11 protein-coding genes are annotated in these 12,099 nt (G+C 45.0%); 6 read left to right on the forward strand and 5 right to left on the reverse strand.

The window, feature by feature from the left end:
• Positions 1–133: 133 nt before the first annotated feature.
• Positions 134–2,968 (forward strand): excinuclease ABC subunit UvrA, encoded by a 2,835-nt coding sequence (gene uvrA, locus AAC006_RS10300; protein ID WP_013785902.1) that lies wholly within the window; start codon positions 134–136, stop codon positions 2,966–2,968.
• Between the two features lie 115 nt (positions 2,969–3,083).
• Here uvrA and AAC006_RS10305 read toward each other — a convergent pair whose 3' ends face one another.
• A complete protein-coding gene (locus tag AAC006_RS10305; RefSeq protein ID WP_013785903.1) occupies positions 3,084–4,583 on the reverse strand; it encodes an Hsp70 family protein in 1,500 nt (499 codons plus the stop codon).
• A gap of 169 nt (positions 4,584–4,752) precedes the next feature.
• Between AAC006_RS10305 and AAC006_RS10310 the strand changes: the two genes are divergently transcribed.
• Together AAC006_RS10310 and AAC006_RS10315 are read left to right on the forward strand one after the other, a co-directional pair.
• On the forward strand, positions 4,753–5,187 hold the full coding sequence (locus AAC006_RS10310) for a thioesterase family protein (protein WP_013785904.1): 435 nt from the start codon (positions 4,753–4,755) through the stop codon (positions 5,185–5,187).
• Entirely contained in the window at positions 5,180–5,881 is a 702-nt protein-coding gene (locus AAC006_RS10315) for a 2OG-Fe(II) oxygenase (RefSeq protein ID WP_013785905.1), read from the forward strand. The genes AAC006_RS10310 and AAC006_RS10315 overlap by 8 nt, the downstream gene beginning before the upstream one ends.
• A gap of 93 nt (positions 5,882–5,974) precedes the next feature.
• Here AAC006_RS10315 and AAC006_RS10320 read toward each other — a convergent pair whose 3' ends face one another.
• The 3 genes from AAC006_RS10320 to AAC006_RS10330 all read right to left on the reverse strand — a co-directional run bounded on the left by AAC006_RS10320 (position 5,975) and on the right by AAC006_RS10330 (position 8,179).
• Complete coding sequence (locus tag AAC006_RS10320; RefSeq protein WP_339891266.1) at positions 5,975–6,457, reverse strand: DUF3299 domain-containing protein; 483 nt, start codon at positions 6,455–6,457, stop codon at positions 5,975–5,977.
• A 95-nt stretch (positions 6,458–6,552) separates the two neighbouring features.
• The gene (gene ppa, locus AAC006_RS10325; protein ID WP_013785907.1) at positions 6,553–7,083 is read right to left on the reverse strand and encodes an inorganic diphosphatase; all 531 of its coding nucleotides are present in this window, start codon (positions 7,081–7,083) and stop codon (positions 6,553–6,555) included.
• Between the two features lie 118 nt (positions 7,084–7,201).
• The gene (locus tag AAC006_RS10330; protein WP_013785908.1) at positions 7,202–8,179 is read right to left on the reverse strand and encodes a class 1 fructose-bisphosphatase; all 978 of its coding nucleotides are present in this window, start codon (positions 8,177–8,179) and stop codon (positions 7,202–7,204) included.
• Between the two features lie 274 nt (positions 8,180–8,453).
• Between AAC006_RS10330 and mpl the strand changes: the two genes are divergently transcribed.
• The 3 genes from mpl (at position 8,454) to AAC006_RS10345 (ending at position 11,347) form a co-directional block, all read left to right on the forward strand.
• Positions 8,454–9,836: a UDP-N-acetylmuramate:L-alanyl-gamma-D-glutamyl-meso-diaminopimelate ligase gene (gene mpl / locus AAC006_RS10335; protein WP_013785909.1), complete on the forward strand. Its 1,383-nt coding sequence runs from the start codon at positions 8,454–8,456 to the stop codon at positions 9,834–9,836.
• Entirely contained in the window at positions 9,833–10,468 is a 636-nt protein-coding gene (locus AAC006_RS10340; RefSeq protein WP_013785910.1) for a flavin prenyltransferase UbiX, read from the forward strand. Before mpl ends, AAC006_RS10340 begins: the two co-directional genes overlap by 4 nt.
• A gap of 78 nt (positions 10,469–10,546) precedes the next feature.
• Positions 10,547–11,347, forward strand: a complete 801-nt coding sequence (locus AAC006_RS10345) for a S1/P1 nuclease (RefSeq protein ID WP_126872648.1) — start codon at positions 10,547–10,549, stop codon at positions 11,345–11,347.
• Positions 11,348–11,515: 168 nt separating this feature from the next.
• On the opposite strand, the gene rraA is transcribed toward AAC006_RS10345, so the two are convergent.
• Complete coding sequence (rraA, locus tag AAC006_RS10350) at positions 11,516–12,001, reverse strand: ribonuclease E activity regulator RraA (protein ID WP_013785912.1); 486 nt, start codon at positions 11,999–12,001, stop codon at positions 11,516–11,518.
• Positions 12,002–12,099: the final 98 nt, after the last annotated feature.

Raw genomic sequence — 12,099 nt, forward strand, 5'->3', positions numbered from 1 at the left:
TCGCAATAATCGATTAATGTAATCTTAAGGTGATCTCATTGATAGCCAATCAGTATAACTTGATCATGCAATGCAATATCAATTTGCTTGACGACTATGGCATACTGATTCTTTTTTTCGCACTTAGGCTTCAATGGATAAAATCGAGATACGCGGTGCTCGCACCCACAATTTGAAAAATATCGATTTAACACTGCCCCGAGACAAGCTGGTAGTGATAACTGGGCTTTCAGGCTCAGGTAAATCGTCTTTAGCATTCGATACCCTATACGCAGAAGGCCAACGTCGTTACGTTGAGTCGTTGTCTGCGTATGCTCGTCAGTTTTTGTCTATGATGGAAAAACCTGATGTTGATCATATAGAAGGTTTGTCGCCAGCTATATCCATTGAGCAAAAATCAACGTCGCATAACCCGCGTTCTACTGTGGGTACTATTACCGAAATTTACGATTACCTTCGTTTGATGTTTGCCCGTGTTGGCACGCCACGATGCCCTGACCACGATGTGCCGCTAGACGCACAAACCGTGAGCCAGATGGTAGATAAGGTGCTGGCAATGCCAGAAGGCAGCAAGTTAATGCTGCTGGCGCCTATCGTGAAAGAACGTAAAGGTGAACATTTAAAAACCCTGCAGAATTTGTCTGCCCAAGGTTTTATTCGAGCGCGAATAGATGGCGATGTATGTGACCTGTCCGATCCACCGCCGTTAGATTTACATAAAAAGCATACTATCGAAGTGGTAGTAGACCGCTTTAAAGTGCGTGACGACCTTGCATTGCGTTTATCTGAATCATTTGAAACCGCATTAGCGTTGGCTGGTGGGAATGCGCTTGTAGCCGACATGGACAATAGCGATGCTGAAGAAATTGTATTTTCAGCTAACTTCGCCTGCCCACACTGTGGTTACAGTATTAGTGAATTAGAGCCTAGATTGTTCTCGTTCAACAACCCTGCCGGGGCGTGCCCAACCTGTGATGGTTTAGGCACAAGACAGTTTTTCGACCCAACACGTGTGGTGGGTAACGACGAGTTAAGTCTTGCAGGCGGTGCGGTTCGTGGTTGGGACAAACGTAGCTATTACTATTTCCAGATGCTGCAATCGGTTGCCGACCATTACGAATTCGACCTTACAGGCCCCTTTGGCGAGTTAGACGATAAGCACAAAGACATCGTGTTGTATGGCTCTAAAGGTAAGTCGTTAGCGTTTAAATACATTAACGAACGCGGCGATGTGATGGAGCGTAAGCACCCGTTTGAAGGCATTATTCCGAATATGGAGCGCCGCTATCGGGAAACTGAGTCTAACGCGGTGCGTGAAGAGCTTGCTAAATATCTAAGCCAGCAGCATTGCAGCAGCTGTAACGGCACACGCCTGCGTGTAGAAGCCCGTAATGTGTTTATTGAAGGCACGACTCTGCCCACCATTGCAGAAAAATCGATTGCTGATGCCTATGATTTTTTCGAAAATTTATCGCTAACAGGCCAGAAAGCGCAAATTGCAGAGAAAATTCTAAAAGAAATTCTCGACCGTTTACGCTTTTTGGTTAACGTTGGTTTGAACTACTTATCCCTTTCGCGCAGCGCCGATACTTTGTCAGGCGGTGAAGCACAGCGTATTCGCCTTGCTAGCCAAATTGGTGCTGGGCTAGTTGGCGTAATGTATGTTCTTGATGAACCCTCTATTGGGCTTCACCAAAGAGACAACGAACGCTTATTGAAAACCCTAAGACACTTGCGTGATTTAGGTAACACGGTATTGGTGGTTGAGCATGATGAAGACGCCATTCGTGAAGCCGATTATATCGTGGATATTGGCCCTGGAGCCGGTGTACATGGCGGAGAGATTATTGCCGAAGGTCAGCTTGAAGACATTCTAGCAAGTGAAGACTCACTTACTGGAAAGTACTTATCTGGCCGTGAAAAAATAGTTATACCTGAAGTTCGCACCCCCATTAAAGATGATAAATGGTTGGAATTAAAAGGCGCCACAGGTAACAACTTGAAGTCGGTAGACTTGCGAGTGCCTATGGGCGTGATGACCTGCGTAACCGGGGTTTCTGGTTCAGGTAAATCGACCCTTATTAACGATACGTTCTATAAAATCGCCCACTGCGAATTAAACAAAGCCACTACTTCTGAGCCTGCCCCTTATACCTCAATGACAGGGTTAGATCAGCTCGATAAAGTGGTCGATATTGACCAAAGCCCTATTGGCAGAACGCCCCGTTCTAACCCTGCAACTTACGCTGGAATTTTCACGCCTATTCGTGAAATATTCGCCGGAACGCAGGAAGCGCGCTCTCGCGGTTACAAGCCAGGACGCTTTAGTTTCAACGTGAAAGGCGGTCGTTGTGAAGCGTGTCAGGGCGACGGTGTGATTAAAGTAGAAATGCACTTCTTGCCTGATGTGTACGTGCCCTGCGACGTTTGTATGGGTAAACGCTACAACCGTGAAACCTTAGAAGTAAAATACAAAGACAAAAACATTCATGAAGTGCTAGAAATGACGGTAGAAGATGCTCGAGATTTCTTCGACCCCATTCCGGCCATTGCCCGCAAACTGCAAACCTTAAAAGAAGTAGGTTTGGCTTATATTCGTTTAGGGCAAGCAGCCACGACGTTATCAGGCGGTGAAGCACAGCGGGTTAAGTTAGCCAAGGAATTGTCGAAACGCGATACCGGCCAAACGCTGTATATTTTGGATGAACCCACCACTGGGCTTCACTTCCACGATATCAAACAGTTACTCGCCGTACTGCACCGACTCCGTGACCATGGCAACACAGTGGTAGTTATTGAGCACAATCTTGATGTGATTAAAACTGCCGACTGGATCATCGATTTGGGCCCAGAAGGTGGTTCAGGTGGTGGTCAAATTATTGCTGAAGGTACGCCTGAGTTGGTGGCTGAATCTACAGTGTCTCATACCGGCCGCTTCTTAAAGCCGATGCTTGAAGCACAAGCCTAAGCTTACGAGCATAAAGGCTTAGTATCAAAACAAAAAAACGCGCCATTTCGGCGCGTTTTTTATGTAGTTTCTTATGTAGTTCGGTTAAATACTTAGGTACTTAACTGACCACGCTTTAAAACTTAAATGCCTGAATAGCCAAGCCTTCGCACACCGAGTTAAACGCATCGTTCTCTAACCGAGGCAATCCGGTCAGTAGCTCTTCATACAGTGCGTCGATAATAATAGGCGATAAGCTCATACCACCGGTAACCATTACTACCTCGGGTGCCGCGCTGCTTTTCTCTAAACACTCCACCACTAACGCTTTTACCTTACTTAACCACGGCTTTAATGCGCTTTTTAGGTCTTCGGTACTAATGTTTACATCAAAATCATCTTCAATGTAATGTAGCGGTAAGGTGATCTTGTCTTTGCTAGAAAGCAGTTCTTTTGCCATTCTCACCGAGTTAACCACCCGCGCCGACAATTTGTTTTCTTGTACTAGCAGTAAACGCTCTAATTGTTCTGGGTGCTTGGTTACTGACATGGTTTGAGAAATCTCTAGGCCGTAATCATCAGAGAAGAACCGAGTAAGTGCAGGGATATTATCAACCGCACACATATCTGAATAATAAGTAGGGGGAATAGGCAGGCCATTAATCATTTTAAGCCCCATTCCCATTTCAGGCGCAACCACTTTCAGCAACAAACTCTTATCACAATCCATGCCGCCTAAGCGTCTTCCCGTTACCGATAGCACATCTTGCTTTCTATCCAGTTGGTTATTGCGTTCAGGCGAAAGATTAATACAACAGATGTCTGTGGTACCACCGCCAATATCCACAATAAGCGCGGTGGTATCGCGGGGTAATGTCTGCTCAATTTTATACGCCGCCGCAATGGGCTCATCCAAAAAGTTAATTTTACTAAAGCCGGCGTTAGATGCAGCTTCAGTCATAATCTGAATGGCTTGGGTATTGCCTACTTCACCACGGGTACCGTGAAACTTAACCGGGCGACCTATAACTACCGATGAAACAGGCTTTTCTAATTGGGTTTCGGCACACTGTTTAAAGTAGGCTAGCTGTTTGGCAATAATGCCAATAAATGCCTTTTTCTGGTCACCATCTAAAGATGCACCTAAGAAGTTTTTAGGTGAGTAAATTAGGCGGCCTTTATCAGGCATTTTTAAAAAGCGCTTAAACCCTTCTTCACCGAAGGCAAACTTACCGTGTTCTACTAGTCGCAATAATGGAATTTCTTCCAGCGACATAGCATGCATAAGTTGCTGAATGGCCTTTCGTTGCAACGCTGGTCGGTTATGGTATTCACCACGAAGCGATTCAATGCGGTTGCTATAGCGCGACTGCTCTTTAGGGTCTTTAGCGTCGTAATAGCCCTGCTTGGCTTTGTCTATTTGCTCGTTGATTAAACGCTGCAACTGCGACACTTTAGCTTCCACCATGGCATCGGGCGGAGGCGGCAGTTCATCCTCAAAGTATATAAATACAGACGAGCGAATTTTATTACCCTGTTCAAGTGACGGGTCGAGCTTTATATGTCTATGGGTAGCGCCATCAAAGTACACCACCTCAGAATTTGAGGTACCGTAATCAATCCCAATTGCAGTCATAATTATTGTTTAATCAGAAATTTGGCGCAGATTGTAATTTAAAACCACGCTGGAATCACTTTTCATCTTAATTTCGTTTCCAATGGCCGCTCAGGTTGAGCCAGATTACTGAAAAACCCAATATAGCGTGATAAAGTGAGGACACATCACGATAAAAATAAGAGGCAATATGTCAGTAGCCACTCCATCAGAAATCATTCCTATGGAAATGTCATTCGAAGTTAGGTTTTGTGAGACCGATGCCCTGCAACACGTAAGTAATACCGCATTAGTCAGCTGGTTTGAAGCGGCGCGGGATCCTATCTTCAGAATATTTACGCCGACGATGGATTTACAGAACTGGCCGCTTATTTTAGCAAGCTACAAAGTCGATTTTCTTGCGCAAATTTTTTACGGAAAAACCGTTACCGTAAAAACGTTTATCAGTCGTTTAGGGAACAGTGCGTTCGATGTGTATCAAGAGCTTTGGCAAGACGGGAATCTGTGCTCAACGGGCATTACCACTATGGTACATTTCGATTATCAGCAGCAGCGCTCGGCGCCTATCCCTGACGATATAAAAGCGACATTACAGGCACACTTTAAGGCACTACCTAATGGCTGATTTAATTGACGTTATTGATGATGTTTTATCTCCCGAATTGTGTACCCAACTCATCGCGCGCTTTGAAAAAAGCCCCAACCTCACTCAAGGTAAAACCGGCGGCGGTGTGGATTTAGATAAGAAGCGTAGTGTTGATGTATCTATTTCTCAACAGCCTGAGTTTGCTGACTTGTTTAAGCAGGTCATGCAGTTAACAGGCGAGCAATTGGTGAAGTATATAGAGAAATATTATTACGCGTTGGTAGGCCCAATAGGGTTGACCGTTCGCCATCCAAAAACCGGCGAGCCTGTTAAACTAACCGGTGAAAACTTTGAAGAAGTAGGTAAACCTAACCTTCATAACTTGGTTAATTATCTTTTTCGTATTGGCGACATTAACGCACAACGCTACAGTGCAGGTAATGGCGGTTATCCTTACTGGCATTCAGAGGTTTATCCGCAAGCACCTCATAATGAAGCTTTGCATCGCGTATTACTGTTTATGTTTTATTTGAATGATGTGGAAGATGGTGGGGAAACCGAATTTTATTATCAAGATAAAGCCGTAAAGCCTAAAGCGGGCAGAATGGTGATTGCCCCTGCTTATTTTACCCATACTCACCGTGGGCAAATACCTAAAAGCAACGACAAGTACATTCTAACCTCGTGGCTGCTGTTCAATCGCGCAGAACAGATCTATACACCACAAGGCTAGACCATATTTTTTGCCTATAAGGAGCTTCTTAGTCTATGAGGAGCTTCCCTGCCTATAAAAAGTGCTTGGGCCCGCCTAAACGCTTACGCTGGCCTAAAAAGCACTTACCGCGATACCTTTAAGTCGATACCCTACCGACGCGATATCACCTTTCCACCCTTCAGTGGTAAGTTCGCCAGTTACCCATATCGCGTCGTAAATATTATCAAGAGGAATACCCTCTTCAAACGTCACGTACACAATTTGATTCGACGCAGGCGGCGGTACATGAATACAAGCGCCAAAGTAAGGCACGAGTAAAAATTCAGTTGTGAGTTCAGGCGTGCCTTCAAGGGGCACCACAAAGCCAGGAATTTTTATCCGCTTACCATCAAATTTATCAACTACTGGGGCATCTGGCTGCAACTGTGACATTTCACCATTGTGCTGAACGGCGGGAGGCGCAAGTTCATTAAACCCTTCTGGTACCAAATCTTCCCAATACACTTCAATAGGCTCTTCGTCGCTAAACGCTGAGAACGCCGGAAGTAATATGACTAAGGCTAAACCCAATGCCTTTCCCATGACTTTCAACATAACACTCACTTAAATAAAAAGGTCGCTCTTAAAATAAAAAGGGCCGGTACTTACCAGCACCGACCCTTTTTAGCATGTCTTGTAAGCAGCGTGAATTATTCTGCTTCGAAACGCTTAACGCTTGCGACAATTTCTTCTTTCGCTGCTGCTGAGCCAGCCCAGCCGTCAATCTTAACCCACTTACCAGGTTCAAGATCTTTGTAATGAGAGAAGAAGTGCTCGATTTGCTGTAATAGCAACTCAGGTGCGTCTTCAGTTTCTTGCACTTTACGGTAAATAGTAGAAAGCTTGTCGATTGGCACTGCCAATACTTTAGCGTCTTTACCTGACTCATCAGTCATGTTCAAAACACCAATTGGACGACAACGAATTACTGAACCCGCTAATAGTGGGAACGGCGTCATTACCAATACGTCAACTGGGTCACCGTCTTCAGACAAGGTGTTAGGCACATAACCGTAGTTAGTTGGGTAGTGCATGCAAGTTGCCATGAAACGGTCAACAAACATAGCGCCTGAGTCTTTGTCTACTTCGTATTTTACCGGGTCAGCGTGTGCTGGAATTTCGATAACTACATTCACTTCTTCAGGCAAGTTCTTGCCCGCAGGAATATCATTCAAGCTCATTCTAAGGTCCTTTCAATGATGTTTTAAAAAATGTGGCGCTAAGTATACGGTGACGGCGGCAAAATAAAAACGGTTTAGCGCTAATCACACGCAAAACCGCCTTTATTTAGCAATATTTCTATTCACTTTTACCGTAATAGCTTAAACAGGTTTCAACTTCTTCTTTAGAACCAATAATACATGGTACGCGCTGATGTATTTCTTCCGGCATGACTTCAAGAATTCGCCCTGCACCGGTTTCCGCTTTACCACCGGCTTGTTCCATCAAAAAGGCCATGGGGTTTGCTTCATACAGTAAGCGCAATTTACCTGGCTTAGATGGGTCACGTTTATCGTAGGGGTACATGAAAATACCGCCGCGACATAATAAACGATGAATATCACCGACCATGGCTGCTACCCAACGCATGTTGAAATTTTTCTCACGAGGGCCATCTTTACCTGCAATTAGGTCAGCAATATAGGCTTGCATAGCCGGTTCCCAGTGACGCTGATTTGACGCGTTAATCGAGTATTCAGTGGTTTGCTCTGGCACCTGAATATTAGGGTGAGTAAGTAAGAAACCACCGTGGGTCTTATCTAATGTATAAATATGAGTGCCGCGGCCAGTGGTTAATGCAAGCATGGTAGACGGACCATAAAGTACGTAACCTGCTGCCACAATTTGTGTACCTGGCTGAAGAAATGCTGATGGATCATCAGGCTCCATCCACTGAGGGGCGTGGGTAATTGAGAAGATAGTACCAATTAAGCTGTTAATTTCGGTGTTCGATGAGCCGTCTAGTGGATCGAAGCTCACCAAATAATTACCATCTGGGTTGCACGGTACAACATCGTCTTCTTCTTCTGAAGAAATGGCTTTTACATAGCCCGACTCACGAAGCGTATCTTTAATGATGTGATTAGAAATTACATCTAACTTCTTTTGCGTTTCACCTTGTACGTTTTCTGACAAGGTAGAACCCAATACGCCAGCAAGGGCACCTTGACTCACTCGGAATGAAATTTCTTTACAGCTCGCTAACAAGGTTCTTATGAGCAGGATCAGCTCTAACGGGGCACCATCTTCTTGCAACTGGGAATTTAAACGTCTCATCTTAGTTAAGCCTTTTTTTAGTGTGTAGGGTATGACAATGGGAGGCGCACAGCTTTCCTTACCGGCTTTCTCTCACATTACCAACAAGCACTGCTTTATATGCTCGTTAATTTGATTGTAACCGTGAATGCACCGAAGTGGAATAAGCCAAGCGCAGGCAATCTACACAACATACCAGTGAAAGCAGGCATTATGCGTAAAAATGCATTATTTAACCTGCTGCTGTTCTGATAAAGTAGCCAGTATTCAATGCAGTAAAAAATGAGAATTCGCTATGCATTTACATATTCTAGGTATTTGCGGTAGCTTTATGGGTGGCATCGCAGCCATTGCGAAAGCCTTGGGCCATAAGGTCACAGGCTCAGATACCAACGTGTATCCGCCCATGAGTACCCAACTTGAAGCTCTTGGTATAGAACTTACCGAAGGCTTTAATACTGACCAATTCGATCCAACTCCAGATATGGTCATTATTGGAAATGCGATGTCTCGTGGCAACTCGGCGGTTGAGTACGTGCTAAACAGAAACTTGCCATATACCAGTGGCCCGCAATGGTTGCTTGATAACTTATTAAAAGATAGATGGGTCATTGGTGTATCAGGAACCCACGGCAAAACCACGACCAGCAGCATGGTGGCGTGGATTTTAGAGTACAGCGAATTAAACCCCGGCTACCTTATTGGTGGTGTGCCTGAAAACTTTGGTGTGTCTGCCCGTATTGGAGAAAGCCCGTTTTTTGTCATTGAAGCAGACGAATACGACAGCGCCTTTTTCGATAAGCGCTCTAAGTTTGTGCATTACCGACCTAAAACGCTGGTGATTAATAACTTAGAGTTTGATCATGCTGACATCTTCGCCGACTTAGCCGCCATTCAAACCCAGTTTCACCACCTTGTGCGCATGGTGCCAGAAAATGGCCTGATTCTTACGCCCAACCACACGCCCGCTATTGAGGAAACCCTTAAAAAAGGTTGTTGGACGCCACGCCAATGTCTAGGCAAAGAATGGTCCGCAGAACTTATCAATAAAGATGGTAGCCAGTTTAACGTGCTATTTAACAATGAGATTGTTGGCGCAGTACAGTGGGAACTGCTTGGCCAGCACAATGTGGATAACGCACTCATGGCCATTGCTGCGGCTCATCATGCCGGTGTTACCCTCCACGATGCCATTGCCGCGCTATCAAGTTTTAAAAATGTTAAGCGCCGCATGGAAATAAAAGGCGTAGTGACACTCGCAGCTGAAGGTAAACCCGTGACGGTTTATGATGATTTTGCTCATCACCCCACCGCCATTGCCACCACTATTGATGGACTTCGCAAGAAAGTAGGTAATGCCCGCATACTGGCTGTGCTGGAGCCTCGTTCGAACACCATGAAAATGGGGGTGCATAAGAATACCCTTGCTCACTCTTGGCAGGCCGCCGATGCAGTTTATGTGTATGAACCTCAAGGGCTAGACTGGTCGCTAAAGGAAGCAGCAGCTGCTAGCCCAGCGCCCACCACCGTATTCAATGATGTTGAAAACATTGTAAAAGTATTGCAAAGCGAAGTGCGCCCTGGCGATCATATTCTTATTATGAGTAATGGTGGTTTTGAAGGCATCCACAACCGTGTTTTACGCGTACTTACCCCGTCAATCGAGGTAGAAAAATGAAACATGATAAGCAAATTACCCTAGCTATTACGGGTGCTTCCGGCACACCATACGCACTATCACTATTAACGTCGTTAGTTAAAGCTGACTACCAAGTGTATGTGCTTATTTCTTCTGCCGCTAAAGTGGTGATGGCTACAGAAGAAAATATAAAAATTCCCGCGAGGCCTGAAGACGCCAGTGCTTTTTTCATTGAGCACTGCGGCGGCAAGCCTGGTCAAGTGCAAGTATTTGGAAAAGAAGAGTGGTTTTCACCTGTTGCATCAGGTTCAGCAGCACCGGCCAAAATGGTAGTATGCCCTTGCTCTACGGGCACCCTTTCGTCTATCGCCGTTGGTGCTAGCGACAATTTGATAGAACGGGCAGCCGATGTAGTATTAAAAGAAAGAGGACAGCTTATTCTGGTACCACGAGAAATGCCCCTTTCCTCAATCCATTTGGAAAATATGCTTAAATTGTCACAAATGGGTGCGACAATAATGCCAGCGGCACCTGGTTTTTACCATAATCCTAAGACCATCGAAGATTTGGTCGACTTTGTTGTGGCGCGTATTCTTGATCATCTCGGCGTTGAACAATCTTTAGTGGCACGCTGGGGTTATGAAACCGCTAAACATAGTGGTAACGCTTAGCTAATAGTACATTGCTAATAGAAACAGCCGCTAGAAATAGCGATTTGCAAAATTTAAAAATAGAACAAAGGAAAATTAATGACAGCGTTGAGAAATAGGACTTTCGCCGTTGCGCTAAGCTCACTTATTACGTTATTTGTTTCGTCGCCAGCGTTTGGCTGGGGCCAAACAGGCCATCGGGTTACTGGCGCTATTGCGCAGCAGTATTTAAGCCCCTTGTCTCAAGCTGCTGTAGCAGAACTATTACCAAACAGTTCGCTAGCAGAAGCATCAACTTATGCAGATGAAATGCGCTCAAACCCAAGTGAGTTTTGGCAAAAGATGTCTACCCATTGGCACTATGTAACAGTGCCTCAAGGGAAAAACTATGCTGAAGTTGGTGCGCCTAGACAAGGTGATGCCGTTACCGCACTTGAAGCCTATACAAAAACCTTAAAAAGCGATTCGGCCACTATTGAAGAAAAACGCTTAGCGCTACGTTTTATAGTGCACATTATTGGTGATTTGCACCAACCGCTGCATGCGGGTGATGGCAGCGATCGCGGCGGTAACGATGTAAAAGTAAATTTCTTTTGGCAGAACTCTAATTTACATCGGGTGTGGGACTCTCAAATGCTAGAGCAACGTAAGCTGTCTTATACAGAATGGACAACATGGCTTACAGAACACATTACACCGGATGACATTCGTAGCTGGGCAACCACAGATCCGTTAGTGTGGATTGAAGAAAGCACTAAACTCCGTGATGAAGTCTACCCTGAAGATGCCAACAACATGAGTTATGACTACTTATATCAGCATCTTCCAACGGCTAATCAGCGTTTACAAATGGCTGGTATTCGACTTGCCATGTACTTAAACGAAACGTTTGATAAGTAATTACCAATACATACCGCAGAGGGTTCTGCTAGCGGCTATTGGTAGTTGCTGAATCCTGAGCACAAAAAAGCGGAGGCACTTTATTCAGCTGTCTCCGCTTTTTGTTGTCTTAAACCTGCGTATTTAAGCAATAATTCTCAAACGTCGCTAAGAAGCTAGTATCAAAGCTTAGTCGATATCGAGAGGTTCAGGTGAAAGAATAACACCCGTGCTATCAGCATAAAGGTGATCTTCTGGCAGAAAGGTAACGCCACCAAAATTAACCGGTACGTCAACATCGCCAATGCTTTCACATTCAGCGTTAACAGGTATTGCCGCCACCGCTAATACGCCAATATCCATTTCGGCCAAGTTATCCACTTCACGTACACTGCCGTAGCACACAATGCCTTCCCAGTCGTTATCTATTGCTACTTGAGCAAGGGCTGCATCGAATAAGGCACGACGTGTAGAACCACCACCATCAATTAGCAGTACTTTACCTGCACCAGGTTGAGCCAATACACGGTCAATAAGACCACGGTCTTCGAAACACTTAATCGTGGTGATTTCGCCACCAAAAGAATAACGGCCGCCAAAGCTTGCAAAGATAGGGTCAACTACGTCGACGCTGTCTGCAAATAAATCGCACAATTCAGAAGTGTTGTAATCCATTGCTCTACCTTACTTTAATTGAGAGTAGTAGGTTATTTACCTTGTTCTAGCATAGCATTAATTTAGTCGTTGAAAACGCCTGATTTATGAAGTTTCAG

The sequence above is a fragment of the uncultured Alteromonas sp. genome (genome assembly GCF_963976965.1).
Classification (GTDB): Bacteria; Pseudomonadota; Gammaproteobacteria; order Enterobacterales; family Alteromonadaceae; genus Alteromonas; species Alteromonas naphthalenivorans.